The 25653-nt window shown below is 71.6% G+C and carries 26 protein-coding genes and 2 tRNA genes; 13 read left to right on the top strand and 15 right to left on the bottom strand.

From position 1 onward, the window contains the following. Positions 1–92 precede the first annotated feature (92 nt). Positions 93–287 (top strand): 50S ribosomal protein L28, encoded by a 195-nt coding sequence (gene rpmB / locus O7610_RS00850; protein WP_123600473.1) that lies wholly within the window; start codon positions 93–95, stop codon positions 285–287. A gap of 99 nt (positions 288–386) precedes the next feature. Here the strand turns inward: rpmB and O7610_RS00845 are convergent, their stop codons facing one another. After that, positions 387–872, bottom strand: a complete 486-nt coding sequence (locus O7610_RS00845; RefSeq protein ID WP_289213545.1) for a GNAT family N-acetyltransferase — start codon at positions 870–872, stop codon at positions 387–389. A gap of 63 nt (positions 873–935) precedes the next feature. Then, the gene (locus tag O7610_RS00840) at positions 936–1874 is read right to left on the bottom strand and encodes a thiamine-phosphate kinase (RefSeq protein ID WP_289212461.1); all 939 of its coding nucleotides are present in this window, start codon (positions 1872–1874) and stop codon (positions 936–938) included. Positions 1875–1986: 112 nt separating this feature from the next. On the opposite strand from O7610_RS00840, the gene O7610_RS00835 reads away from it, so the two are divergent. After that, positions 1987–2220: an Lrp/AsnC ligand binding domain-containing protein gene (locus O7610_RS00835; RefSeq protein ID WP_123600471.1), complete on the top strand. Its 234-nt coding sequence runs from the start codon at positions 1987–1989 to the stop codon at positions 2218–2220. Further along, the gene (locus tag O7610_RS00830) at positions 2217–2903 is read left to right on the top strand and encodes a DUF3515 family protein (RefSeq protein WP_281553862.1); all 687 of its coding nucleotides are present in this window, start codon (positions 2217–2219) and stop codon (positions 2901–2903) included. The genes O7610_RS00835 and O7610_RS00830 overlap by 4 nt, the downstream gene beginning before the upstream one ends. A 62-nt stretch (positions 2904–2965) precedes the next feature. Here O7610_RS00830 and O7610_RS00825 read toward each other — a convergent pair whose 3' ends face one another. The 3 genes from O7610_RS00825 to O7610_RS00815 form a co-directional block, all read right to left on the bottom strand. Next, a complete protein-coding gene (locus O7610_RS00825) occupies positions 2966–4069 on the bottom strand; it encodes a D-alanine--D-alanine ligase family protein (protein WP_281553861.1) in 1104 nt (367 codons plus the stop codon). 211 nt (positions 4070–4280) lie between these two features. Then, a complete protein-coding gene (locus O7610_RS00820; protein WP_353850363.1) occupies positions 4281–4415 on the bottom strand; it encodes a DUF397 domain-containing protein in 135 nt (44 codons plus the stop codon). Positions 4416–4594: 179 nt separating this feature from the next. Next, complete coding sequence (locus O7610_RS00815; protein ID WP_289212459.1) at positions 4595–5983, bottom strand: IS1380 family transposase; 1389 nt, start codon at positions 5981–5983, stop codon at positions 4595–4597. Positions 5984–6180: 197 nt separating this feature from the next. Between O7610_RS00815 and O7610_RS00810 the strand changes: the two genes are divergently transcribed. Continuing rightward, complete coding sequence (locus O7610_RS00810; RefSeq protein ID WP_289212458.1) at positions 6181–7071, top strand: WD40 repeat domain-containing protein; 891 nt, start codon at positions 6181–6183, stop codon at positions 7069–7071. A gap of 463 nt (positions 7072–7534) precedes the next feature. Here O7610_RS00810 and O7610_RS00805 read toward each other — a convergent pair whose 3' ends face one another. Genes O7610_RS00805 through O7610_RS00795 form a run of 3 tightly spaced genes read right to left on the bottom strand, consistent with a single transcriptional unit; the run spans position 7535 to position 10447 of the window. Further along, complete coding sequence (locus tag O7610_RS00805; RefSeq protein WP_289212457.1) at positions 7535–8665, bottom strand: cystathionine gamma-lyase; 1131 nt, start codon at positions 8663–8665, stop codon at positions 7535–7537. A 40-nt stretch (positions 8666–8705) separates the two neighbouring features. Beyond that, positions 8706–9710, bottom strand: coding sequence for an NAD(P)H-dependent glycerol-3-phosphate dehydrogenase (locus O7610_RS00800; RefSeq protein WP_282229781.1), 1005 nt, complete (start codon positions 9708–9710; stop codon positions 8706–8708). After that, positions 9707–10447, bottom strand: coding sequence for a lysophospholipid acyltransferase family protein (locus O7610_RS00795; RefSeq protein ID WP_289212456.1), 741 nt, complete (start codon positions 10445–10447; stop codon positions 9707–9709). The genes O7610_RS00800 and O7610_RS00795 overlap by 4 nt, the downstream gene beginning before the upstream one ends. Positions 10448–10595: 148 nt before the next feature. On the opposite strand from O7610_RS00795, the gene cofC reads away from it, so the two are divergent. The 5 genes from cofC to O7610_RS00770 all read left to right on the top strand — a co-directional run bounded on the left by cofC (position 10596) and on the right by O7610_RS00770 (position 16630). Then, complete coding sequence (cofC, locus tag O7610_RS00790) at positions 10596–11321, top strand: 2-phospho-L-lactate guanylyltransferase (protein ID WP_281553848.1); 726 nt, start codon at positions 10596–10598, stop codon at positions 11319–11321. A 1-nt stretch (position 11322) separates the two neighbouring features. Continuing rightward, on the top strand, positions 11323–11520 hold the full coding sequence (locus tag O7610_RS00785; RefSeq protein ID WP_123600457.1) for a cold-shock protein: 198 nt from the start codon (positions 11323–11325) through the stop codon (positions 11518–11520). Positions 11521–11913: 393 nt separating this feature from the next. Continuing rightward, positions 11914–14133, top strand: a complete 2220-nt coding sequence (locus tag O7610_RS00780) for an RNA degradosome polyphosphate kinase (RefSeq protein ID WP_475051773.1) — start codon at positions 11914–11916, stop codon at positions 14131–14133. Positions 14134–14216: 83 nt separating this feature from the next. Next, the gene (locus tag O7610_RS00775) at positions 14217–15746 is read left to right on the top strand and encodes a CYTH and CHAD domain-containing protein (protein ID WP_281553847.1); all 1530 of its coding nucleotides are present in this window, start codon (positions 14217–14219) and stop codon (positions 15744–15746) included. After that, positions 15734–16630 carry an NUDIX hydrolase gene (locus tag O7610_RS00770; protein WP_281553846.1) on the top strand — a complete coding sequence of 299 codons (897 nt, stop codon included), beginning with the start codon at positions 15734–15736 and terminating at the stop codon, positions 16628–16630. Before O7610_RS00775 ends, O7610_RS00770 begins: the two co-directional genes overlap by 13 nt. 89 nt (positions 16631–16719) lie before the next feature. On the opposite strand, the gene O7610_RS00765 is transcribed toward O7610_RS00770, so the two are convergent. The 3 genes from O7610_RS00765 to leuC all read right to left on the bottom strand — a co-directional run bounded on the left by O7610_RS00765 (position 16720) and on the right by leuC (position 19670). Further along, the gene (locus O7610_RS00765) at positions 16720–17349 is read right to left on the bottom strand and encodes an HU family DNA-binding protein (protein WP_289212455.1); all 630 of its coding nucleotides are present in this window, start codon (positions 17347–17349) and stop codon (positions 16720–16722) included. 237 nt (positions 17350–17586) lie between these two features. Beyond that, entirely contained in the window at positions 17587–18174 is a 588-nt protein-coding gene (gene leuD / locus O7610_RS00760; RefSeq protein ID WP_281553844.1) for a 3-isopropylmalate dehydratase small subunit, read from the bottom strand. Positions 18175–18212: 38 nt separating this feature from the next. Next, positions 18213–19670: a 3-isopropylmalate dehydratase large subunit gene (gene leuC, locus O7610_RS00755; protein ID WP_289212454.1), complete on the bottom strand. Its 1458-nt coding sequence runs from the start codon at positions 19668–19670 to the stop codon at positions 18213–18215. A gap of 49 nt (positions 19671–19719) precedes the next feature. Here leuC and O7610_RS00750 point away from each other — a divergent pair, with 49 nt between their 5' ends. Beyond that, a complete protein-coding gene (locus O7610_RS00750; RefSeq protein ID WP_123600449.1) occupies positions 19720–20406 on the top strand; it encodes an IclR family transcriptional regulator in 687 nt (228 codons plus the stop codon). A 156-nt stretch (positions 20407–20562) separates the two neighbouring features. On the opposite strand, the gene O7610_RS00745 is transcribed toward O7610_RS00750, so the two are convergent. The 3 genes from O7610_RS00745 to O7610_RS00735 all read right to left on the bottom strand — a co-directional run bounded on the left by O7610_RS00745 (position 20563) and on the right by O7610_RS00735 (position 21704). Next, positions 20563–20635: transfer RNA gene (locus O7610_RS00745), tRNA-Glu, on the bottom strand. Positions 20636–20747: 112 nt separating this feature from the next. Next, positions 20748–20822, bottom strand: a tRNA-Gln gene (locus tag O7610_RS00740). 78 nt (positions 20823–20900) lie between these two features. Then, a complete protein-coding gene (locus O7610_RS00735) occupies positions 20901–21704 on the bottom strand; it encodes a fumarylacetoacetate hydrolase family protein (RefSeq protein ID WP_281553842.1) in 804 nt (267 codons plus the stop codon). 198 nt (positions 21705–21902) lie between these two features. Between O7610_RS00735 and O7610_RS00730 the strand changes: the two genes are divergently transcribed. Continuing rightward, positions 21903–23102 carry a hypothetical protein gene (locus tag O7610_RS00730; RefSeq protein ID WP_289212453.1) on the top strand — a complete coding sequence of 400 codons (1200 nt, stop codon included), beginning with the start codon at positions 21903–21905 and terminating at the stop codon, positions 23100–23102. A gap of 48 nt (positions 23103–23150) precedes the next feature. Here O7610_RS00730 and O7610_RS00725 read toward each other — a convergent pair whose 3' ends face one another. Next, complete coding sequence (locus O7610_RS00725; RefSeq protein WP_289212452.1) at positions 23151–23744, bottom strand: winged helix-turn-helix domain-containing protein; 594 nt, start codon at positions 23742–23744, stop codon at positions 23151–23153. A 214-nt stretch (positions 23745–23958) separates the two neighbouring features. Here O7610_RS00725 and O7610_RS00720 point away from each other — a divergent pair, with 214 nt between their 5' ends. Together O7610_RS00720 and O7610_RS00715 are read left to right on the top strand one after the other, a co-directional pair. Continuing rightward, positions 23959–24150, top strand: a complete 192-nt coding sequence (locus O7610_RS00720; RefSeq protein WP_281553839.1) for a hypothetical protein — start codon at positions 23959–23961, stop codon at positions 24148–24150. Positions 24151–24288: 138 nt separating this feature from the next. After that, positions 24289–25650, top strand: a complete 1362-nt coding sequence (locus tag O7610_RS00715) for a radical SAM/SPASM domain-containing protein (protein WP_281553838.1) — start codon at positions 24289–24291, stop codon at positions 25648–25650. The last annotated feature ends 3 nt before the right edge of the window (positions 25651–25653 follow it).

The raw sequence follows: 25653 nt of genomic DNA, 5'->3' as shown, positions 1-25653 counted from the left end.
GTGGTCGATCGGGTAGCCTGGCCAGGTTGTCTGGGCGTGGTGTGTCCCGGCGACCGGCGACCTGATGAACGACAAATCCCCAGGAGTATCCCGTGGCTAGCGTGTGCGACGTCTGTGGCAAAGGGCCGGGCTTCGGTCACAACGTGCCGTGGTCGAAGAAGAAGACCAACCGCCGTTGGAACCCGAACATCCAGACCGTTCGCACCCCGGCCGGTGGCGGCAACACCCGCAAGGTGAATGCCTGCACCTCCTGCCTCAAGGCCGGCAAGGTGGTCCGGGGCGCCTGACCGCGCCGCCCACGACCTCGACGTTTCAGCGCAGCCGCCGGACCCGATCGGGTCCGGCGGCTGACTGTGTACGGTCACCAGTCGGGCGGTGAGCACCCGTCACGAGTCGGCGCTGAGCACCCGGCCGAAGGACAGGCAGCCCGGCGAGTCCCGGTAGTAGCCGAAGTTCGGGATCCGGGCGTACCCGCAGCTGCTGTAGAGCGCGATCGCCTCGGGCTGCTTGTCGCCGCACTCCAGGATGACCCGGCGGCGGCCCTGGCCGGCGGCAGAGCGTTCGACGGCGGCCAGCAGCGCGCGGGCCACCCCGCGACCGCGTGCGGCGTCGGCGACGTACATCCGCTTCAGCTCGGCGTCCTCGCCGGAGCTGCCATGGCTGCGCCAGCCGGCGCAGCCGGCCGGCGCCCCGTCCAGGTGGGCGATCAGGAAGGCACCGCCGGGCGGGTCGAAGTGGGCCGGGTCGACCGGGGTGTCGTCGCCGGTGCCGCCGTAGCGGGCACCCAGATCGGCCATGGCGGCGGCCACCAGGCGTTGCGCCACCGCGTCGGTGTAGCGGACCCGGCGGATCTCGACGCCGGTCTGAAGCAGATCAGTCACGCGGTAAAGCGTAGTGCGGTCACCGGCGGTGGCTCAGCGGTGACCGGCGCGGCCTCACTGGAAGTGTTCCCAGCCGGCGACGCCCTGGTAGGGCTGACCGTCGACGGTGACCCCGGCGCCCTTGACCACGTGGCCGACCCGCCGCCAGCCCTTCGGCAGCGGCAGATCCTCGGGGAACGTCGCGGCCAGGGCGTGGTCGTCACCACCGCCGAAGATCCACTGGTACGGGTCGACGCCGAGCGCGTTGGCGGTGTCGCGCATCTGCGGCGGCACCTCGAAGGCGGCCCGGCGCAGGTCGATACCGATCCGGCTGGCGGTGGCGACGTGGCCCAGGTCGGCGATCAGCCCGTCCGAGATGTCGATCATGGCGCTGGCGCCGACGTTCGCGGCGGCCGGGCCGGCGGCGTACGGCACCTCGGGGCGTCGGTACGCCTCCACGAGCAGCTTCGGTGACCGGAAGCCCCGGGACAGCACCGTGTAACCGGCGGCGGCGTAGCCGAGCCGGCCCGCGATGGCCAGCACGTCACCGGCGTGCGCGCCGCCGCGCAGCACCGGGATGGCGCCGTGCAGGTCGCCGAGGGCGGTCACCGCGATGGTCAGGGTCGGGCTGGCCGACATGTCGCCGCCGACCACGCTCGCGCCGACCTTGGCCGCCTCGTCGGACAGGCCGACCGCCAGGTCCTCGGCCCAGCCGGCGTCGGTCTCGGGCGGGGCGCAGAGCGCCACCAGCAACGCGGTCGGCACCGCCCCCATCGCCACGATGTCGGCGAGGTTCGCGGCGGCGGCGCGGTGGCCGACGTCGACGGCGCTGGACCAGTCCCGCCGGAAGTGCCGGCCCTCGACGAGCACGTCGGTGGAGGCGACCACCCGGCCGTCCGAGGCGGCCACCACGGCCGCGTCGTCGCCGGGGCCGAGCAGGGTGGCGGCCCCCGGGTGCAGCCGCGCGGTGACCCGGGAGATGAGCCCGAATTCACCGGCCTGTGCCACATTCACCGGTCCACCTCGATCATTGTCGTCTCCACTCGGGCACCGTCATGAATCCGGCCTGCTCCGTACGGTAGTTTCACGTTCGAGCCGCTCCCGGGCGGCGGATAGGAGTCGGGTCGTGGTCCAGGCATACATCCTCATCCAGACCGAAGTCGGAAAGGCACGCGACGTCGCCGACGCGATCGCGGACATCTCCGGCGTGGTCCGGGTGGACGCGGTGACCGGGCCGTACGACGTGGTCGTGCTCACCGAGGCGCACACCGTGGACGAACTCGGGACGATGATAGTCAGCCGGGTCCAGATGGTGCCGGGCATCACCCGGACCCTGACGTGTTCGGTGGTACGACTGTGACGACTGAGCAGGTGGACGTCTCTGCCGCCGAGTCGCCGGCCGGCGATCCGGCTCCGGACGGACGGTCTCCGGACAGGCCGGCGGCTCCGGGTGGGCCGGACCGGACGACCCGGCAGGCGGCGATCTGGGCGACCGTGGTGGCGTTGCCGTTGACGGTGATCGTGGCGCTCGCCGCGTTCAGCCGGCTCGCCCCGGCCGGGTCCGACGACGACCCCGGGGCCGCCGCGGACCCGTCGGCGGCGACGTCCGCCGGTGGCGCGCCGGTGCCGACCACGCCGGTGCAGATCGCCGCCCCGACGCTGGACGAACGCGCCGAGATCGTCTGCCGGGCGCTGGTCTCCCAACTACCGGGTACGCTGCGCGACCTGCCGCAGCGGCGGGTCACCGACGGTGCCGAGCAGAACGCCGCGTACGGCGAACCGCCGATCACCGTCGCCTGCGGGGTGCCGGCGGCGCAGTTCCCACCGACCGACCTGGTGTACGCGCTGGACGGGGTCTGCTGGCACGCCGCCGAGCAGGCCGACGCCACCGTCTGGACCACCGTCGACCGGGAGATCCCGGTGCGGGTGAGCGTGCCCGGCTCCTACGACGAGCCGGGCCAGTGGGTGACCGCGTTCGCCGACCCGCTGATCGAGACGGTGCCCAGCGACGCGGACGCCGCCCCGCGCGGCTGCCGCGCCTGATTCGGGTCCGGTCCGGATCCGGTCTGGTCCGGTCTGGTCCGGTCTGGGGTCCCGGCGGTCGGTCAGCGCAGCCCGGTGCCCCGGCTCAGCGCGGTACGGATCAGCCGGTCCACCAGCTTCGGGTACTCCAGGCCGGCGGCCGCCCACATCCGAGGGAACATCGACGTCGGGGTGAACCCCGGCATGGTGTTGATCTCGTTGAGGTAGATCTGGTCGTCGTCGGTGACGAAGAAGTCGACCCGGGCCAGCCCGGCGCAGTCCAGCGCGGTGAACGTGCGGCAGGCGTAGTCCTGCACCTGCCGGGTGACCTGCTCCGACAACCCGGCCGGGATGTCGTACTCGCAGGAGCTGTCGAGATACTTGGCATCGAAGTCGTAGAACTCGTGGTCGGTGACCACCCGTACCTCGGCCAGCAGGGACGCCTCGGGGCCGCCGCCGGCCTCGCCCTCGATCACCCCGCACTCGACCTCACGGCCGACGATCGCCGCCTCGACCAGCACCTTCGGGTCGATCTCCCGGGCGGTGGCGACGGCGGCGTCCAGGTCGGCCCAGTCGGAGACCTTGGTGATGCCGTACGACGAACCGGCCCGCGACGGCTTGACGAACACCGGCAGGCCGAGGCGCTCCTTGTCGGCGTCGCTGAGGCTCACCCCGGGGCGCAGCACCGCGTACGGGCCGGTCGGGATGCCCTCGACGGTGGCCAGCTTCTTGGTGAACTCCTTGTCCATCGCGGCGGCCGAGGCGAACACCCCGGCCCCGACGTACGGGATGCCGGCCATCTCCAGCAGCCCCTGGATGGTGCCGTCCTCGCCGTACGCGCCGTGCAGCGCCGGGAAGACGACGTCGACGCCGGCCAGGGCAGCGGCCGGACCGTCGGCCGGGTCCAGCACCATGATCCCGTTGCCGGTCGGGTCGGCGGGCAGCACCACGGCCGAGCCGGACCGGTCGGTGATCTCCGGCAGTTGCCGGTCGGTGATGGCCAGCTGGCTGCCGTCGCCGGTGGTGAGCACCCACCGCCCGGCGCGGGTGATGCCGACCGGGACGATCTCGTACTCGTCGGTGTCCAGGGCGGCCAGGATGCTGCCGGCGCTGACGCAGGAGATCGCGTGCTCGGTGCTGCGGCCGCCGAAGACGATGGCGACGCGGGTCTTGGCTGGGCTGGTCACAGGGGTGCCTTTCGTTCGCGGCCTGCACGCGCCCGCCGGGCGAGGTCGGGGGAGCCCGGCGGTACGCGGTTCACGTCTTCGCGCTCACGCGGCTGACCCTACTCTGCGTACCCGCCCACCGTGCCCTGACCGGCCCGGGATCCTCCTGATGATGCAAGGAGTAACCGCCGAGTAGCTGAGGACCCGGGACCCGCGTTCGTCGGGCGGCGGGCTACCGGCGCCATGCGCAGGCGAGCCCGCCCGCCTTCACACCGTCGACGAAGGTCGACCACGTGCCCGGGTCGAACCGCAGCACCGGACCGGACATGTCCTTGCTGTCCCGTAGCGCCACACTGCCGTCCCTCAGCCTCGATCCACCGACGCGGTTGCCGCTGAATGTTGGTCGATCATTTCTGTATTGGGTGGTGCGGCGGGCGTGAGGGAGTCGCCGATCACGTGATCGGCTTGCTCCGAGGGTGAGTGTTCGGGGTGGAACGGGATTGTGGCCTGTGGTCGGGCCGCCTGGTTTCGGCTGGTGGGGTGTGGTCAGCCGGGTGCCGGCTGGACGGCGGTGAACAGGTTGTCGAACGCCGCCTGCCAGGGCCAGTACTCGGGCAGGTGTAGGTGGATGGTGCGGGCCCGGTGGGCGAGGCGGGCTGCGACGGTGATGATCCGGGTCCGGATGGTGGCGGGTCTGGCGGTCGACCAGGTGCCCGCGGCGAGGTGTCCGGCGGCGCGGGTGAGGTTGTGCGTGATCGCGGCGCAGGTCAGCCAGGCGTCGTTGGCGCTGAAGTGTCCGGAGGGCAGGTGGGCGAGGGGGCCGGCGATCAGGTCGGCGTTGACCTGCTCGATGATCGCGTGTTGCCGGTGCTGGGCTTCGGCCTGTACGAGGGTGTACGGGCTGTCGGTGAACACGGCGTGGTACCGGTAGGTCGGTAGGAGTTCGTCCTGGCCGGGGATCTGTTGCGGGTCGTCGCGGCGGACGCGGCGCACGATCAGCCGGGCGGTCGCCTCGTGTCGGGTGCCGGCGAACGCGGTGTACGTGGTTTCGGCGATCTGCGCGTCGGAGATCCACCGGCCGGCGTCTTCGTCCCGGACGGCCTGCGGATAGGTGATGTCGACCCACTGGTCGGCGGCGATGCCGTCGCACGCGGCGCGGATCTTCGGGTCGATGCGGCAGGTGACCGAGAACCGCACGCCACGACGCCGGCAGCCGCTGATCACCGTCTTGGCGTAGAACGCCGAGTCCGCTCGCACCATGATCTCCCCCGAAGCGCCGCATGCCCGGGCGGTCGTGATGGCCTCGGCGATCATGGTGGCGGCGCCCCGGGACGAGCCGGCGTTACCCGACCGCAGCCTCGTGGCGGCGATCACCGGCGCGGACAGCGGGGTGGACAGCGTCGCGACCAGGGGGTTGTAGCCGCGCAGGTAGACGTTGTAGCCGCCGACCTTGGCGTGGCCGAACCCGATGCCCTGCTTCTGCTTGCCGTACACCCGCCGCAGCATGGAGTCGATGTCCACGAAGCACAGGGTGTCGGCGCCGGTCAGGATCGGTGCCCGGCCGGTCAGACCGATCAGGGTGTCGCGGGCGGCGGCCTGTAACTGCCGTACGTGCCCGTGGGTGAACGTACGCAGGAACGACCCGAGCGTCGACGGCGCGTACACGCTGCCGAACAGCGACCGCATGCCACCGTGCCGGGCGATGTCGAGGTCGTCGATGCTGTCCGCGCCCGCGAGCATCCCCGCCACGACCGTGGCGACCTTCCCGGCGGGGTTCGCGCCCTTGTCCGTCGGCAGCCGCACCCGGTCGGTGACCGCGTCATGCAGACCGGCCTGCTCGGCCAGGCGCATCACCGGAACGAGACCGGCACACGACACCAGATTCGGATCGTCGAACGTCGCGCGCACCACCGGCGCGTCCTGGCGTATTCTCACCTGCGAGGTGCCCTCTCGAACCGAGCGATAGAAGCGTCAGAACTCCTATCCTTCCAGTTCAGAGGGCACTTTCTATAGCCGGGGTCCTGCCGGTCCGACCTTCATCGGTGGATCGAGGCTACAGTGGGCAAGCCCTTCGGATCGCGGTCTGCCCCTTCGGCTTACGGGCGGTATCCGCCGGGGAGGATGGCAGGCTGGTGCTCTGGAAGCTGACGGGAGGCTCTGCGCAGGAGTTTTCTCGAAATCCGCACTCCGTCAAGCAGCTCGCCTTTTCTCGCGATGGCAAAGCCGTTTTCACCGGAGATCAGGCAGGTCGGCTCGTGCGTTGGTCCCTGCCCGACGGCCAGCGGCCAAGCGCAGTCAAGGAGCAGACGCTAGGGCATCACCTGGGTGGCGCGAGCATCCAGGCCGTCCTGCCGTTGGCCGGCGGAAGATGGGTCGTGACGGGCGGCGACGATGGAGCGGTGTGCTGTTGGGAGGCCCAGGCGCGGACTCAGGCGTCCGAACCTTCCGCGAAGCTGGTCCCAGCGAGTATCCCTCTGCGGATCGTCGAATGGGAGGGCGGTCTGCTGGTCGCCGACCGAAACGGGGGCGCTAGCCTGCTCGATCTGGTGACTCCGGTGCCCGTCGATGCGGCCGAGGCTGAGTCCGCCGCCGTAGCTGAGCGTACGCCGCACCTCGAGCTTCGGGCAGCGACGCCACGCACATTACCGGCGCCGGAGTCGCTCACCGGCCGCGTCGTACTTGTCGACCAGGCATGGCTGCGTGGCCAGCCCCGCGCTGATCTCGGCCGTCTGTTGGCGGAGATCGGGGGTTCGACCGCCGTCGGTATCCTGTGCTGCCCTGACGTGCCAGGACTCGCAACGTTCCGACACGCCTTGGCCAGTATCGGGTACGCGATCCTCGACGTGCCAGTAACGGCGGCGGCTCGCCGGCGCCCGGTCGTCGACTTCTTACGACGGCTGGGCCCCAGGACGTCGCCTGTCCTGATCACAGGTGACCAAGTCTTGATCGATGATCTTCACGAGGCGGGTTTGGCCGTTGAGATCGTCGATGACATCGGTCCCTTCGCCTTCGGTGATCGTTGATGCTGGTCAACGCAACGGCTGTCAGTGGTGACGCTGCCGTACCTCCTCATCGGAGTTTGGGAGTGGTTCCCACAAGTGCGCCGGCCGGTACAAGATCTTGCGGCGGTCATACGACTACGACGGTGCGCCGAACACGGACGGTATGCCGGACAGTGGCTTGAACTTCGCCGTTTACCAGGCGGACATCGCTGCCCGGGTCCTGCCGGTCCGGCATCAGCCAATACCATCGCTGTTTCAGTTGGGCGGTGTGGGTGGTGTCAAGGGGCTGGTCATGATCGTGATGTCGATCGTGGTCCGGTAGCTGACGCGGTCCATATCGGGTCCGCAGGCGTTGTACTTGGAGATGGCCCGTTTAACGATCAGGGCCTTACATATCTCTTGACACCAACCCGCACCGCCTAACCGAACCGCGATGCATCTACCAGTAGGCCGCCGAGTCCGAGCCAATAACTGCCATGGCGACTCAGTTGGTGGCATCCAGGGCGGCGACGACGTCGCGTACCAGGTCCACAGTGTCCTCTATGCCGCAGGAGAGTCGGACGAAGCCCGGTGAGGTGTCGTCGCCCCACTGGGCCCGCCGGTCGGCGGCCGTGTGCAGACCACCGAACGACGTGGCCGCCGACACCAGTTTCGACGCGGTCAGGAACCGGCCGACCCGCTCGGCGTCGCCCAGGTCGAACGACACGATCCCCGGGATACGGCGCATCTGGGCCGTAGCGACCGCGTACGACGGATCGGTCGGCAGGCCGGGCCAGCGTACGCCGGTGACGTCACGGCGCCCGACCAGCGCGGCGGCGACCGCTTCCGCGTTGGCTGACTGGCGGGCCAGCCGCAGGTCCAGTGTGGCCAGGGACCGGTGGGCGAGCCAGCAGTCGAACGGGCCCGGCACCGACCCGGTAAGTTTGCGCCACCGCTTCGCATCGGCCAGCGCCGCCGCCGAACGGGTGGCCAGGTAGCCGAGCAGCAGATCCGAGTGACCGGTCAGCGCCTTGGTGCCGGAGGCGACCACGATGTCCGCACCCAGGTCCAGCGGACGCTGCCCGAGCGGGGTGGCGGCGGTGTTGTCGACCGCGACCAGCGCGCCGGCTTGGTGCGCCGCCGCCGCGAGCGCGGCGACGTCGCAGACGTCCAGGCCCGGGTTGGCCGGGGTCTCCAGCAGCACCAGTCGCACCCCGGCGAAATCCGGGTACGGCCCGGCGGTCGGCACCAGCCGCACGGTCACACCGATCGGCTCCAGCACCGTGGCGGCCAGCGCCCGCACCGTGAAGTAGCCGTCGGCGGGCAGCAGCACCGTGTCGCCGGGGCGCAGCGTGGTCAGCAGCAGCGCGGTGATCGCCGCCTGGCCGCTGGCGAAGACGAGCGTGTCGCCGCCTTCCAGGTCACCGATGGCCGATTCGAGCGCCCGCCAGGTCGGGTTGTCCTCCCGAGCGTAGCCGTCGCGGTCCGGCGACGGCCCGGAAACCGGGTCCAGGTGGTACGGGGCGGCGAACACCGGGCCGGGCAGGAACGGCTGGCCGGGGGTCGGCTCGGGCAGCCCGGCGGCGACGCACCGGGTGCCGTCGCCGTACCCCGGGTCGCGGGAAGTAGCGGTCATGGCCTTCATCCTGGCCAAGGTCGCCGGCCGGTGGCAGAGCCTATTCCGGTTTCGTGGCCCGCGTCATCAGCAGCGTCAACGCGGTACGCGGGTCCAGGCCCTCGTGGCAGATCCGCTCGACCTGCTCGGTGATCGGCATCTCCACCCCGTGCGCGCGGGCCAGGTCCCGGATCGACAGGCAGCTTTTCACCCCTTCGGCGGTCTGCCGGGTGGCGGCCTGCGCCTGTTCCAGGGTCTCCCCCCGGCCCAGGTGCTCGCCGAACGTCCGGTTGCGCGACAGCGGCGACGAGCAGGTGGCGACCAGGTCACCGAGGCCGGCCAGCCCGGAGAAGGTCAGCGGGTCGGCGCCGAGCGCCACCCCCAGCCGGGCCGTCTCGGCCAGCCCCCGGGTGATCAGGGTGGCCTTGGTGTTGTCACCGAGGCGCATCGCGGTGGCGATGCCGTACGCCAGGGCGATCACGTTCTTCACGGCCCCGCCCAGCTCGCAGCCGATCACGTCGTCGTTGGTGTACGGCCGCAGGTAGCCGGTGAGCATCGCCCGCTGCACGGCGGCGGTGCGCGCGGTGTCGGTGCCGGCGACGACGCTGGCGGCCGGCTGCTCGGCGGCGATCTCGGCGGCCAGGTTGGGGCCGGAGACCACCACGACCCGGTCCGGGCCGACCCCGGTGGTCTCGACGATCACCTCGCTCATCCGCTTGGTGGTGCCGAGTTCGATCCCTTTCATCAGGCTGACCAGGGTCGCGTCGGGGCCGATGTGCGCGACCCAGTCGCCCAGGTTGCCGCGCAGCGTCTGCGACGGTACGGCGAGCACGACCAGCCCCGCGCCCTTGATCGCCTCGGCGGCGTCGCTGGTGGCGGTGACCCGGTCGGGCAGCCGCACCGCGGGCAGGTAGTCGGGGTTGGTGCCGTACTCGCGGATCGCGGCGGCGACCTGCTCGCGCCGGGCCCAGAGGACCACGTCGGCCCCGGCGTCGGCGAGCACCTTGGCGTACGCGGTCCCCCACGAGCCGGCGCCCAGGACGACGGCCCGGCCGGTCCCGGTCACTGTCCCGGCTCCGGGGCGCCGGTGGTCCGGTTGTTGCGGCGGGCACTCGGGGTGTACAGCGGCGGGGCCTCGCCGCCCCGAATCTCGGCGACCATGTCCCGCAGTCGCAGCATGATGGTCTCGGTGATCTCCTCCAGCACCGCCCGGGTCGGCTCGACCTCGGCCCATCTGCTCAGGTCGAGAGGTTCACCGGCGACGACGGTCACCTTCCGGCCGGGCAGCAGGTTCAGTTTCCCGGTCCGCGGGTCGTACATCTGCTGCGGACCCCACATCGCCACCGGCACGACCGGGGCACCGGTGGTCAACGCCAGGCGGGCCGCGCCGGTCTTGCCGCGCATCGGCCACAGGTCCGGCTCGCGGGTGGTGGTCCCCTCCGGGTAGATCACCACCGCGCCGCCTTCGTCGACGCCGACGATCGCCGCCTCCAGCGACTTGATCGCGTCGACGCTGCCCCGGTGCACCGGGATCTGCTTCACCTTGAGCAGCCAGCGCCCGATGACCGGGATGGTGAACAGGCTGGCCTTGCCGAGGAACCGGGGCCAGCGGCCCGTCTCGTAGAGGAAGTGACCGATGACCATCGGGTCGGCGTGCGACATGTGGTTGGCGACGACGATCACCCCACCGGTGCCGGGAATGTGCTGCATCCCGGACCAGTTCCGCTTCGTCCATACGAGCAGGGTCGGTTTGACCACCATCACGATGAAGCGTCGCCAGAAGCCCAGTTTCCGCCGCGCCACCCGATCCTCCTCGTCACCGCACCCTGGCCACCACCCTGGCCACCACCGGGTCACCGCACCCGACCGCCGTCTTGCCGACCGACGCAGCGAATCATGCCCTGTCCGACCCGGCCAGAGCCAATGCGAGCCCAGCCGGCAGGATGGAGCGGTGCGGAACGCGACCTGGTCGGTGGTGCTGCCGGTCAAGCGGCTCGCGGTGGCGAAGAGCCGGCTGCGGGGCGCGCTCGACGGCGTACCGCATGAGGAGCTGGCGCTGGCCCTGGCCCGCGACACCGTCGCCGCCGCGCTGGCCTGCCCGCTGGTCGCCGAGGTGGTGGTGGTCACCTCGGATCCGGCGGCCACCGCCGCGTTGGGCGCGCTCGGGGCCCGTACCGTCGCCGACCCGGAGCTCGCCGCCCCAGACCTAGCCGCCCCAGACCTCGGGGCACCGGAGGTGAGCGGGCTGAACGCGGCGGTGGCGCACGGGGCCGCGACTGTCGGCGGCAGCCGGCCGGTCGCCGCGTTGACCGCGGACCTGCCGGCGTTGCGGCCGGCGGAGCTGGCCGCCGCCCTCGACACCGACACCGCCAGCGCCGTCGACACCGCAGGCACCAGGGCCCGCCGCTGGTTCGTGCCGGACGCCGCCGGCACCGGCACGGTGCTGCTGGCGGCCGCCGTCGGCACCGCGCTGCGGCCGGGTTTCGGCGCCGGATCGGCGGTACGGCATCAACGGTCGGGTGCCGTCCGGCGCGGCGGGGACTGGCCGACGCTGCGCCGCGACGTGGACACCGCCGCCGATCTCGCCGACGCGGCCCGGCTCGGCCTGGGTCGGCACACCGCCGCGCTGTACGCCAGCGGGTACCGTGCTGACATGCGGCAGAGGTCGGTGAGCTGAGATGCAGGGCACGGTGGCGACCTTCGATCCGGCGACCCGCAGCGGCACGGTGCTGCTCGACGACGGGGCGGAGCTGGCGTTCCCGGCGGCCGCGTTCGACGCTTCCGGGTTGCGGCTGCTGCGGCTGGGTCAGCGGGTACGCATCGAGCGTGACGAGTCCGGGCACGTCAACCGCGTTACGTTGCCCACATTCGGCTAGCTGGAGCCGGGCGAATTCATGCCAAGTTCACCGTGATCAGGTCATGATTACCGGGTGACGCCCGCCCCCTCCAGGCGCGCCGCCGCCCGTCCGCGCCGCGCAGCCGACCAGCCCACCGCTGACCAGCCCGCCGGCACCGGCCAGTCTGCCGCCGACCAGCCCGCAGCCGACGGCGGCGCGACCGCGACGCCACGGCCGGCCCGCCGTCAGTCGTCGAACGGCACCGCCCGCCAGGCATCGGCCGGCACGGCCCGCAAGTCGACGCCCGGCACCGCCCGGAGATCCACGGCCGGCAGCGCCCGCAAGTCAGCCGGCGGCACCGCCCGCCGACGCACCAGGGCGGCACCGGAGGCGGCGCCCCAACCGGCACCGGAGACCGCTGGACCGGAGGCGGTGGCCGCGCCGGAGACCACCGAGCCGGCGCCGCAGGCGGTGGCCGAGTCCGCGACCGACGCACCGGCCGCGCCGCTGCCGCTGCAGGCCCCCGACCCGGCCAACCCGGTGTCGGACACCGCCGAGCCGGACGAGCCGGCCACCCTGGCCCGCCAGCCGCTGCCCGACGACCGGTTCCTCAACCGGGAGCTGTCCTGGCTCGACTTCAACGCCCGGGTGATCGAGCTGGCCGAGGACCCGCAGACGCCGCTGCTGGAACGGGCCAAGTTCCTGGCCATCTTCGCCAGCAACCTCGACGAGTTCTTCATGGTCCGCATCGCCGGGCTGAAGCGCCGGCTGCAGGCCGGGCTGCCGGTCCGCGGCGGTGACCGGCTGCCGCTGCGTACCCAGTTGGAGCTGATCGCCGCGAAGACCGCCGGCCTGGTCGCCCGGCACGCCCGGTGCTTCACCGAGGAGGTCCGGCCCCGGCTGGCCGCCGAGGGCATCCACCTGATCCGGTGGAGCGATCTGAGCACCGGTGAGCGGGAAGGGCTGCGCACCTACTTCCGGGAGCACATCTTCCCGGTGCTGACCCCGCTGGCCGTCGACCCGGCGCACCCGTTCCCGTACATCTCCAGCCGGTCGTTGAACCTGGCCGTCGCGGTCCGTGACCCGGACGGCGGTCCGGAGCTGTTCGCCCGGATCAAGGTGCCGAACAACGTGCCCCGGTTCGTGGTGGTCAGCCAGGAAGGGCTGGGTGCCCGGTTCCTGCCGGTCGAGGATCTGATCGCCGCCCAGCTCGGCCAGCTGTTCTCCGGGATGCAGGTGGTGGAGTGCCACCTGTTCCGGGTGACCCGCAACGCCGACTTCGAAGTCGACGAGGACCGCGACGAGGATCTGCTGCAGTCGCTGGAGCGGGAGCTCGCCCAGCGACGGTTCGGCCCGCCGGTGCGGCTGGAGGTGGCCGCCTCCATCTCCGACCACATGCTCGACCTGCTGGTCCGCGAGCTGGACATGGACAGCCACGACGTGCTGCGGGTGCCGGGGCTACTGGACCTGTCCGCGTTGTGGCAGGTGTACGAGAGCTCCGACCGGCCGGACCTCAAGGACCGCCCGTTCGTGCCGGCCACCCACCCGCGGCTGGTCGAGGGCGAGGTGCCGCGCAGCGTCTTCGCCACCCTGCGCGACGGCGACATCCTGGTGCACCACCCGTACCACTCGTTCTCCACCAGCGTGCAGCGGTTCATCGAGCAGGCGGCGGCCGACCCGCTCGTCCTGGCGATCAAGCAGACGCTGTACCGCACCAGCGGTGACTCGCCGATCGTCGACGCGCTGATCGAGGCGGCCGCCGCCGGCAAGCAGGTGGTGGTGCTGGTCGAGGTGAAGGCCCGGTTCGACGAGCAGGCCAACATTGGCTGGGCGCGGATGCTGGAACGGGCCGGCTGTCACGTCGTGTACGGCCTGGTCGGGCTGAAGACCCACTGCAAGACCGCCCTGGTGGTACGCCAGGAAGGCAACCAGATCCGCCGCTACTGCCACATCGGCACCGGCAACTACCACCCGAAGACGGCCAGGCTGTACGAGGACTTCGGCATGCTGACCGCCGACCCGGAGGTCGGCGCGGACCTGACCGACCTGTTCAACGTGCTGACCGGCTACAGCCGGCAGACCGCGTACCGGCGGCTGCTGGTCGCCCCGCACGGGGTGCGCAGCGGGCTGATCGAGCGGATCGGGCGGGAGGTCGCCCATGTCCGCGAGGGCCGGGGCGGGCTGGTCCAGATCAAGGTGAACTCGCTGGTCGACGAGGAGCTGGTGGACGCGCTGTACCGGGCGTCGCAGGCCGGCGTACAGGTGGATCTGCTGATCCGGGGGATGTGCACGCTGCGGCCCGGGGTGCCGGGGCTGTCGGACAACATCCGGGTCCGGTCGATCCTCGGCCGGTTCCTGGAGCATTCCCGGGTGTTCCGGTTCGGCAACGACGGCGACGTCGAGTTCTGGATCGGCTCCTCCGACCTGATGCACCGCAACCTGGACCGCCGGGTGGAGGCGCTGGTGCAGGTGACCGACCCGGTGGCCCGCGCCGAGCTGGACCAGCTGATGAGCGACGCGTTCAGCCCGGAGTGCGAGTCGTTCGAGCTGCACCCCGACGGCACCTGGAGCCGGCACCGGTCGACCGACGAGCGGCCGCTGGTGCATCTGCAGGAGCGGCTGCTCCGGCGGTTCATCGGCACCGGCAAATAGCTCCTGCTGTCACCGGCCGTCGGCGGGCCGGCGGTGCCCTGTCGGCAGCGGCGACCCCGGGCCGGCGGCGCTAGGCTGGCCCGATGGTGGAGGAGGAACGCAAGTACGAGGTCGAGCCGGGTTTCACCGTGCCGGACCTGTCCGGCTGTCTGCCGGACGGTGGCCGGCTGGTGCAGCAGCCGGCGGTGAAGCTGACCGCCACCTACTACGACACCCCGGATCTGCGGCTGGCCCGCGCCGGGGTGTCGCTGCGCCACCGGGTGGGCGACTCGAAGCCGTGGACGGTGAAGCTGCCCGCCGACGCCCCGGGCGTACGGCATGAGATCAGCCGGTCCGGTAAGCGCGGCAAACCGCCGACGGAGCTGGTGTGGCTGGTCACCGCGTACTCGCGGGGGGTGGAGCTGACGCCGGCCGCGACGGTGCGCACGGTACGCACGGTGCTGGAGTTGCGCGACGCCGACGAAGCGCTGCTGGTGGAGCTGGCCGACGACGCGGTGTCGGTGTTGGACGGCAAGACGGTCCGGTCGCGGTTCCGCGAGGTGGAGGTCGAGCTGAAGGCCGCCAAGCGGTCGCTGCTGGACCGGGTCGAGGCCGACCTGGTCGCGGCGGGGGCGACCGCCGGCGGGTTCACCCCGAAGCACGTACGGGCGTTGGGTGCGGCCGCCGCCGGTCCGGCGGAGCTGCCGGCGGTCGAGGACCTGCCGGCCAAGCCGACCGCCGCCGACGTGGTCACCCGGGCGGTCCGCGACGGCGTCGCCCGGATCCTGGCGCACGACCCGCTGGTACGGCTGCACGCCCCGGTCGGCGACGACGACACCGCCGTGCACCAGATGCGGGTGGGCTGTCGACGGCTGCGCAGCGACCTGCGGACCTTCCGGGCGTTGGTGGACCGCGAGTGGGCGGGTGCGCTGCGCGACGAACTGAAGTGGGTCGCCGGGGTGCTCGGCGGTGCCCGCGACGCCGAGGTGCTGCGGGACCGGTTGCGGCGTACCGCCGGGGCGGACCCGTTGGCGCCGCTGCCGTCGGCGGCGGTCGAGCTGATCGACGCGACGCTCGCCGACCGGCAGGCCGCGGCACTGGCCGAGGTGGACGCGGCGCTGCGCTCGGACCGGTACGTTGCCCTGGTGGAGATGCTGGTGCAGGCGGCCCGGGAGCCGCGACTGACCGGGGCTGCGTCCGGCCCGGCGACCGAGGTGCTGCCCCGGCTGGTGGCCAAGCCGTGGCGTCGGCTGGCGTACGGCGGCAGCGGCGTGGACGGTGCCGCCGATCTGACCCTGGACGCCTCCGACGAACGCTGGCACGCGGTGCGGATCAACGGCAAGAAGGCCCGGTACGCGGTGGACGCGGTGGCGCCGGTGATCGGCGGTGGGGCGGCGAAGCTGGCCAAGGCGTTGTCGAAGGTGCAGAACCTGCTCGGCGAGCACCAGGACGCGGCGGTGGCCGCCGAGACCTGGCAGGGGGTGCTGGCCGAGCATCCGGACGACCACGAGTTGGCGATGACCGTCGGCCGGTTGGTCGAGCGGGAGCGGGCCGCGATCCGCGCGGCGCGGGCCGAGTTCGCCGCCGCCTGGGAGCGGGCGTCGGCGGGGCAGCGGACGAAGTGGCTGCCGTGACCGAGGTCCGGGCCGCCGGCGGGGTGGTGTGGCGCACCGACGACACCGGGGCGGTGCAGGTGTGTCTGGTGCACCGGCCCCGGCACGACGACTGGTCGCTGCCGAAGGGCAAACTGGAGCCGGCGGAGCATCCGTTGGCGGCGGCGGTCCGGGAGGTCGGTGAGGAGACCGGGATTCGGGCGGTGCCGCAGGTGCGGCTGCCGTCGATCCGTTACACCATGCCGGACGGCAACCTGAAGGTGGTCGACTACTGGTCGATGCGGGCGGTGGAGGCGTCGGCCGGGCCGGTGCCGGTCGACGCCGCCGACGAGGTTGACGAGTTGTGCTGGCTGCCGTTGGCGCAGGCGCGGCAGCGGTTGACGTACCGGCACGACGTCGGGGTGCTGCACGGGTTCGCGCAGCTGCCGCCGGTGACCGCGACGCTCACCCTGGTGCGGCACGCGCACGCCGGCAGCCGGGACACCTGGCCGGGTCCGGACAGCGCCCGCCCGTTGGACACCGCCGGGCTGCGGCAGGCGCGGGCGTTGGCGGCGATGCTGGTGCTGACCGGGCCGCGTCGGGTGCTGTCGGCGTCGCCCCGGCGGTGTGTGCAGACGGTCGTCCCGCTGGCGCAGGCGCTGGATCTGCCGGTCGAAGTGGAGTCGGTGTTCGACGAGCCGGCCGCCGGCCAGCAGCCGGACGAGAACGCGTTGGCGGCGGCGGGCCGGCTGACCGAGCTGGCGGCGGCCGGTACGCCGGCCGCGGTGTGCAGTCAGGGCAAGGTGATCCCGGCCGCGTTGACGGTGCTGACCCGGCGGGCGGCGGCGGATCACCGTACCGCGAAGGGCGGCGGCTGGTTGTTGTCGTTCGCCGGGGAGCGGCTGGTCGGCGCGGACCGGCTCTAGCGGCTCTGTCGCATGTACGAAGGCGCCCACCGCCGGTACGCGGTGGGCGCCTTCGCGCTGGTGGTGTCCGGCCGGTGTGGCCGGACGGCTCAGCGGGTGGTTTTACGGGCGGTGGACTTGCGCGCCGGCGACTTCTTCGCCGCCGTCGACTTGGCCGCGGTGGACCGGGTCGCGGTGGTCTTCTTGGCCGTGGACTTCTTGGCCGGCGCGGCCGCAGCGGACCGGGTGGTCCTGGCGGCGGCGGTCTTCTTCGCCGTACCGCCGGCCGCCCGCTTCGCCGGCGCCTTGGTGGCGGTCGCCTTGGCGGCCGTACCGGTGGACTTCGCCGCGCCACGGGCGGTGCTCTTGGCCGCCGTGGACTTGGCCGCCGTGGACTTGGCCGCGGTGGCCTTCGTCGCCGTGGACCTCGCCGCGGTCGACTTGGCCGCGGTGGCCTTCGGCGCCTTGCCGCTGGCCACCATGTCCTTGAAGCCCGCGCCGGGCCGGAAGACCGGCACCGAGGTCTTCTTGACCTTCACCGACTCGCCGGTACGCGGGTTGCGCGCTGTTCGAGCCGCGCGGACGCGCTTCTCGAACACCCCGAAACCGGTGATACCCACCCGGTCGCCCTTGGTGACTGCCGACTGAACCTCGGCCAAGACGGCGTCGAGCGCCGTCGTCGCCGTCTTGCGGTCTCCCAGGCGAGCAGCGAGCGCATCGATGAGCTCTGCCTTGTTCACGAGTTCCCTCCCGTATGTGCAACTGGACTCAACGAGCCATTCTGCGCGCACGGTATGCCCTGTACCGGCAGGACACAAACATCTGCCGGAAAAAAGTCCTTGTGTCGTAACGGATTCGCCCCCAACCGGTGGCCCGGGCCGACCGGTTGGTATAGCCGGACGGTTGGTGGGCCACCGGATGGGGGCGGAATCGGCGTCGGGAACCCGTTGAGAAGGGGCCGGCTCGACGGTTGTGCGCTATGCCACGACGGGCTTGAACGACAACCGCCCACGCTCATACTCGGTGATGACCGACTCGTGACGCAGGGTCAGTCCAATGTCATCCAATCCCTCCATCAGCCGCCACCGGCTGAAGTCGTCGATCGGGAACGACCAGCCGGAGGCACCTGCCCTGACCTCCCGGGCGGCCAGGTCGACGGTCACCCCTGCGGCCGGGTCGGCCTCGACCAGCGACCACAATTCCTCAATGGCGGGCATTTCCAACTCGACCGGCAGCAGACCTTCCTTGAGCGCGTTGCCGCGGAAGATGTCGCCGAAGCGGGGGGACAGCACGGCTCGGAAGCCCCAGTCCCGCAGCGCCCACACCGCGTGTTCACGCGATGACCCGGTGCCGAACTCTGGGCCAGCGACGAGAATAGATGCTCCGGAATACGAAGGATTGTTCAGAACGAATCCCGGATCCTCGCGCCAGGCATTGAACAGACCGTCGGCGAAGCCGGTCCGGGTGACCCGCTTGAGGTACACCGCCGGGATGATCTGATCGGTATCTACATTAGATCGGCGCAGCGGGACGGCGGTCCCGGTGTGCACGGTGAACTTGTCCATGTTCGTGGTCCCGTCTCGTGGTGCGTGTCCGGCGGCGGTCAGTTGAGGTCCGCCGGCGCGGCCAGCCGGCCCACCACGGCGGTGGCGGCGGCCACCGGCGGCGACACCAGATGGGTACGCCCGCCCCGGCCCTGCCGGCCCTCGAAGTTGCGGTTGGAGGTGGAGGCGGAGCGCTCCCCCGGCCTGAGCGTGTCCGGGTTCATGCCCAGGCACATCGAGCAGCCGGCGAACCGCCACTCGGCACCGGCGTCGGCGAAGACCTTGTCCAGCCCTTCGTTCTCGGCCGCCTCCCGTACCTTGGCCGACCCGGGCACCACGAGCATCCGTACCCCGTCGGCGACCTTGCGCCCGCGCAGCACGTCGGCGGCGGCCCGCAGGTCCTCCAGCCGGCCGTTGGTGCAGGAGCCGACGAAGACCACGTCGACCGGCACGTCGCGCAGCGCGGTGCCGGGCCGCAGGTCCATGTACTCCAGCGCCCGGCGGGCGGCGATCCGCTCCGCGTCGGTGTCGAACTGCTCCGGGTCGGGCACGACGGCGCTCAGCGCGGTGCCCTGCCCGGGGTTGGTGCCCCAGGTCACGAACGGCGTGATCTCGCCGGCGTCCAGGATCACCTCGGCGTCGAACGTCGCCCCCTCGTCGGTGGCCAGACTGGACCAGTACGCCACGGCGGCGTCCCAGTCGGCACCCTGCGGCGCGTTCGGCCGACCCTTGAGGTAGGCGAAGGTGGTCTCGTCCGGCGCCACCATGCCCGCCTTGGCACCCCACTCGATGGACATGTTCGCCACCGTCATCCGACCCTCCATGGAGAGCCGGCGGATCGCCTCGCCCCGGTACTCGACCACGTAGCCGCGACCACCGCCGGTGCCGACCTTGGTGATCAGCGCCAGCACCAGGTCCTTGGCGGTGACCCCCGGGCCGAGTTCGCCGGTGACGGTGACCGCCATCGTCTTCGGCCGGGACTGCGGCAGCGTCTGGGTGGCCAGCACGTGCTCGACCTCGCTGGTGCCGATGCCGAAGGCGAGTGCCCCGAACGCGCCGTGGGTCGCGGTGTGCGAGTCGCCGCAGACGATCGTCATGCCGGGCTGGGTCAGGCCCAGCTGCGGGCCGATGACGTGCACGATGCCCTGGTTGTCGTCGCCCAGGGCGTGCAGCTTGATGCCGAACTCGGCGCAGTTGCGGCGCAGCGTCTCGATCTGGGTACGCGACGTCGGGTCGCTGATGGTCAGCAGGTCGCCGCGCCGGCTGTTGAACGCCGGGTCGGCGTACCCGGTCGGGGTGTTGTGGTCCTCGGTGGCGAGGGTCAGGTCGGTCCGGCGCACCGGCCGGCCGGCCATCCGCAGCCCGTCGAAGGCCTGCGGACTGGTGACCTCGTGCAGCAGGTGCAGGTCGATGTAGAGCAGGTCCGGCTCGCCCGCGGCGGATCGCACCACGTGCGCGTCCCAGACCTTCTCGGCCAGGGTCCTGGGCGATGTCGGCTTCGAAGTGGCTCCCACCATCTGGACATCCTAAATTCTGGGAGGTATGTTTCGGCTTGTGGGACACAGTATGAGCGGTGTCGGCGTTCTCGACAAGGCGGTGGTGATCCTCGCGGCCTGCGTGGACGGCGCCAGCCTGGCCGAACTCGTCGACCGGACCAAGCTGCCCCGGGCCACCGCGCACCGGTTGGCACAGGCCCTGGAGATCCACCGGATGCTGGTCCGGGACACCCAGGGGCGGTGGCGGCCCGGCCCCCGGCTGGGCGAGCTGGCCAATGCCGCGCCCGACGTGCTGTTGACCGCCGCCGAGCCGCTGCTGGCCGCGCTACGCGACGCCACCGGCGAGAGCGCCCAACTCTACCTGCGCCGGGCCGACGAGCGGATCTGCGTCGCCGCCGCCGAGCGGGCCAGTGGCCTGCGCGACACCGTGCCGGTCGGCTCGGTGCTGCCGATGACCGCCGGGTCCGCCGCCCAGATCCTGCTGGCCTGGGAGCCGCCCGAGGCCGTCATGCCGCTGCTGCCCCGCTGCAAGTTCACCGGCCGTACGCTCGCCGAGGTGCGCCGGCGCGGCTGGGCGCAGAGCGTTGCCGAGCGGGAGGCCGGGGTGGCCAGTGTCTCCGCACCGATCCGGGACCGCACCGGCCGGGTGATCGCCTCGGTCAGCGTCTCCGGGCCGATCGAGCGGCTCGGCCGCCGGCCAGGTGAGCGGCACGCCATGGCCGTGGTCCGCGCCGGTCAACGGCTCTCCGGGCTCTGAATCGGGCATTGGCTCCGCGCCCTGCCGTGCTCTGAGCAGGCCCAGTTTCCGGATAACTCGGCGCAGGCCGGGCCAGGTCGGGCAAGATGGTCAGCGACGGACGGTGACCCGCCGACGAAAAAGGCGCCCTCGTTGAGGAGGGCGCCTTGAGCGCTGTAGCCCCGACCGGATTCGAACCGGCGCTACCGCCTTGAGAGGGCGGCGTCCTGGGCCGCTAGACGACGGGGCCAGAACTTTCCTGGTGCAAACTACCGTTTCGTGCTGCTGTGTCCTGTTGGACACGGTGCCGAACTCTAACAGAGACCAGCACCCCGACGCCATCTGGAGCCTTCCGGCGTCGGTGGCTGGGGTACCAGGACTCGAACCTAGACTAACTGAACCAGAATCAGTCGGGCTGCCAATTACCCCATACCCCATCGGTGCTCGCCGCACCGGGACAGAACTCTACCTGACCCCATGGTGCGCGCCAAATCGGGATACCGCAGCGGTTTGCCTCAGTCCGCCGCGACCACCGGGTTGGCCAGCTCACCGATGCCCTCGATCCGGACCGACACCGTGTCGCCCGCGGTCAACTCGCTCACCCCGGCCGGCGTCCCGGTCAGGATCACGTCACCGGGCAGCAGCGTCATCACGTGTGACACGTACGACACCAGGGTCGGCACGTCGAAGACCATCTGCTTGGTCCGGCCCAGCTGCCGTACGTCCATCTCGTCCGGCTTCGGACCCACCTCACAGCGGACCTCCAGGTCGGCGACGTCCAGCCCGGTGACGATCCACGGGCCGATCGGGCAGAACGAGTCAAAGCCCTTCGCCCTGGTCCACTGGCCGTCCGACCGCTGCAGGTCCCGGGCGGTGACATCGTTGGCGCAGGTGTAGCCGAAGATCGCCCGCTCGGCGGCGGCCCGGTCGGCGCGCCGGGCACCTGGCGGTCCGATCACCACGGCGAGCTCCGCCTCGTGCTCCACCTGCCGAGACTGCGCGGGCAGCCGGATCGCGTCCCGTGGACCGATCACCGAGGTCGACGGCTTGAGGAACAGCAACGGCTCGGCCGGCACCTCGGCACCGTGTTCGGCGGCGTGGTCGGCGTAGTTGCGCCCGACGCACACCACCTTGCTGGGCAGGATCGGCGACAGCAGCCGGACGTCGGCCAGCGCCCAGCGCTGCGACGTGAAGGTCAGCTTGCCGAACGGGTGGCCGTCGACCTCGGCGACGGTCAACGCCTCGGGGCCGGCTCCCGGCTCCCCCTCGACGACCCCGAACGACATTCCCTTGCCATGGGCGAAACGAGCGATACGCACCCGGTCAATGTATCGTCCCGTGCCTGCACCACCCCGACGGTCACGGCAAAGGGCGACAACGGTCACGACGAGGGCGACAACGGGCGCGACAAGGGGCGGAAATCTAGCACCGGTCACCGGATCAGGTGTGCGGAACCGCGCTTTACCGACTGGACGGCCGGTACCGGCCTACCGTTCGGGTCGGGGGGCGGAATCGAGATGGCTATGTCATGGTGGCGACATGCGCTGCGGGCCGGGCTGTTCGGCGTCGTTCTTGTGGTCGGCGGGGGGATCCTGGCACCGGGCGTGACCCCGGCACGGGCCGAGAGGGCTGCTTCGGCACCGGCCGAAGGGCAGGAGCTGGTCGCGGTGACGATCAACGAGATCGGGCAGAGCGCGGCGACCTACCGGGTCGAGGCGGTCAACCGGACGGTGTCCCCGGTCGACGTCACCCTGCGGATGGCCGTACCGACCACCACCTCAGTGGCCACGGTCGGCGCCGGCGGCCGGGTCGACGCCTCGGAGATCACCTGGCAGTTGAGCCTGCCGGCGAACAGCGGGCAAACGGTCACCGCGTCGTTTCGGCCGGGCGGTGCCGGCACCGCGCAGACCTTCCCGGTCTGCGCGTACGAGCGGGACACCGCGCGGCCGTACGACTGCGCGAGCGCCCGGTGGACCCCGACGGCCGGCATCGAGGCGGCGGACCCGGCCTGGTGGCAGCGCCCGTCGATGCCGCTGATCGGCGGGCTGACGGCACTCGTCGTGGTGGCGATGATCGGGTACGGGTGGCGCCGCCGGCTGCGGGAGCGCCGGGTCGACCGACGCCGGGTCGTCACCCCGGCCGGGCGGCGGGTGCGGTTGCCGGCGGCGGTGCCGGCCGCCCCGAAGCGCCGCTGGCGCCCGGCTACGCCGCTGGTGTTCGGCCTGCTGCTGGCGATGCTGACCGGGCTGGCGGTGGCGGCGGTACGCGTGGCGAGCTACGGCAGCGAGGTGCTGGACCGGGCCAACCAGGCGCCCAGCGGGTGGATCGGTGCGCCGCCGGCCGGCGGGTTCGGGGTGCTGCTGACCGAGGCCGCCTTCGAGTTCACCGTCTTCCGGATGGCCTGCGCGCCGGCTGATGGGCAGAGGCAGGATCGGCGGTGTGTCGCCACAGTCGGGCTGCGCAACCGCAGCGACACCGAACAGTTCTGGTACGGGCCGTTGCAGCGGGCGTACCTGCCGACCGGTGACTGGGTCGGGGTGGACGAGGCGGCGACCCGGCAGGAGAACGGTGGTCGGGACGTCTTCGCCGAGCCGGTGCCACCCGGGGGTCGGATGCTGGTCCCGCTGGCCTTCACGGTCGGCGGCGAGCTGATCCCGGACCGGTTGGAGCTGCGTAGCGGCGCGTTCTCCGCCGGGGTCGCCGTACGGTGGATCTGACGGTCGGCTCCCGGTGGCCCGGCCTGACGGGGTGACTCGGCAGGCGGGTCAGGACAACCCGAGCGGGTGCATGCCGACCAGCATCGCGAACCGGTGCCCGCCGGTGGTGGTGCCGTCACGGGGGACACCGGCCTGCTCGAACCGCCGCATCAGGGCCTGCAACTCGTGGCGGAACTCGGCGATCCGGTCCACGGGGATCTCGGCGACCCCCCGGCTGAGCATCATCCGGACCGGGTCGGGTGCCTCGCTGCTACCGGAGATGGTGCCGGCGTGCAGCCCAGCCTCGATCTCGTCCTTGATCTGGTCCAACAGGGTGGCCACCACCTCGTGCACCGAGCTGGGTTCCTCGCCGGAGCGGCGGTGGAAGGTCAGGTTGAGCTGGCCGGCACCGTACTGTTTCTCGATGATGCCATTGACCACCCGGGTGTCCCGGATGTGCAGCAGTTGGTGCTGTTCCAGCTGGTTGATGTGGTAGTAGATCTTGGTGGGCGCGACGCCCACGATCTTCGCCAGCTCCTTGGCGGTCCAGGTCCGCTCGGGCTCGGACATCGCGAGCTCCAGCACCCGCATCCGGATCGGGTCGGCGAGCGCCTTGAGGGTAGCCACGTCCTCGATCACCCGGCTGGCCATCAGCTCCGTCACCGCAGACCTCCGTTCAACCAACGTTCCACGGTTGATTCTACCCCGACGATTGACTTCCATCCGTCGCTCAGTTTATTTTGAACGTCAGCAAGATCGTATCACTTCCGATTCCACCGACTCACCACGCGGGCCGGCACCACCCCCACCTGCCCGCGTCACCCCACCTGCGTCACCACTTCCTTCGCCGCCCCCGCTCCCCTTCCGGAGGTCGACCGTGCCCACCAACCCCTTCTTCGCCGTCGTCGCCGCGATCGCCATCGCCGCCCCGGCCACCCAGGCCGCCGTAGAAGCGCAGCAGCCGGACGAGACACCCAGCCAGGGCATGGTCGTCTTCGAGCTGCCCGCCGAGAGCACCGGCCTGCTCGACGACGGCTCCAGCGTCAACTTCGCCTGCGCCTTCAGCTGACCCGCAGCTCTCACCAGCACCGGACCCGGAGCGACCGCTCCGGGTCCGGTGACGTTGCACCCCACGGTCCACCGCCGCCCACTCCACCACCCTGGTAGCCCTCGGTAGCCACTCGTCGAGACCTCCGAAAGGCCCCACATGGCCCAGCCCGACCTCGTGCTCAGCCGCTACCTCGTGTTCAGCCCGACCACCTACCGGCACCCGTCCGGCCGGCAACTGCGCGCTGTGTTCCACACCGGACGGGCCCGTACCCTCCTGCTCGACACCGACACCGTGCGGACCCTCCTGGACGGCCCCGGCCCGGCCGGCCTGCCCGCCGACGAACAGGCCCGGCTCGCCGAACTCGGCCTGCTGGTGCCCGCCGACCTCGACGAGACCACCGCGACGATCGACGCCGGCGCGCAGGCGGCCGACGACGCCCGACACCGGCAGTTCGTGCTGATGCCGACCGGCTACTGCAACATGGGCTGCGACTACTGCGGGCAGGAGCACCGTCGGGACACCCCGGCCACCCGGCCGACCCGGCACCGCGACGCCATCGCCGCCCGGGTCGAACACGCCATGGCCAGCGGCGAGCACGACACCGTGGTGGTGCGGTGGTTCGGCGGCGAACCCCTGATGGGGTACGCCGTACTCCGCTCGCTGTCCGCCCGGTTCGTGGCCGCCGCGGCCCGGCACCGGGTCGGCTACTCGGCGATGCTGGTCACCAACGGTGCCCTGCTCGACGCCCGCAAGCTGCGTACCCTGCACCAGGACTGCCGGATCGACCGGATGGAGATCACCATCGACGGACCGGCGGAGGTGCACGACGCCGCCCGGCCGTTGAAGAGTGGACAGAGTTCCTTCCACCGCATCACCGCCGCGCTGCGGACCGTGCTCACCGATCCGGAGCTGGCCGGGCTGCAGGTGACCGTACGGACCAACATCGGCCGGCACAACGCCGACCGGGCCGACGAGTTCGCCGCGGCGATGCGCGACGCCGGCCTCGCCGACCCCCGGATCCGGTTCTACCCGGCACCGGTCCACTCGTGGGGCAACGACGTCAGCGAGGTACGGCTGCGCCAGCAGCAGGCCGCCGAGACCGAACTGCGCTGGTACACCGCCTACCTCGCAGCCGGACTGCACTGCCGGCTGCTGCCCACCCACCCGGTACGGGTGGTGTGCACCGCCGTCTCCCGGCACAGCGAGGTGATCGCCCCGGACGGGCGGATCTACTCCTGCACCGAGCAGCCGCTGGTGCCCGGCTTCACCGAACAGCATCTGGACACCGTGGACCGGGCACCGGTCGACCAGCTGCGACCGACCGGCCAGTTCGACGACTGGTACACCGGGCTGCGCGCCGGCGAGACCGGCTGCCAGGGCTGCCCGATCCTGCCGGTGTGCGGCGGCGCCTGCCCGAAACTGTGGCGGGAGGGCATCGCACCGTGCCCGCCGATGAAGGAGAACCTGGCCGGCCGGATCGACCTGTCCGTCCGCTCATCCGGCCTGCTTCCCGTCTGACCC

The sequence above is a fragment of the Solwaraspora sp. WMMA2065 genome, from assembly GCF_030345075.1.
Lineage (GTDB): Bacteria > Actinomycetota > Actinomycetes > Mycobacteriales > Micromonosporaceae > Micromonospora_E.
The sequence above is the reverse complement of the archived record's forward strand: the minus strand, read 5'-3'. Positions and strand labels throughout refer to the sequence as shown.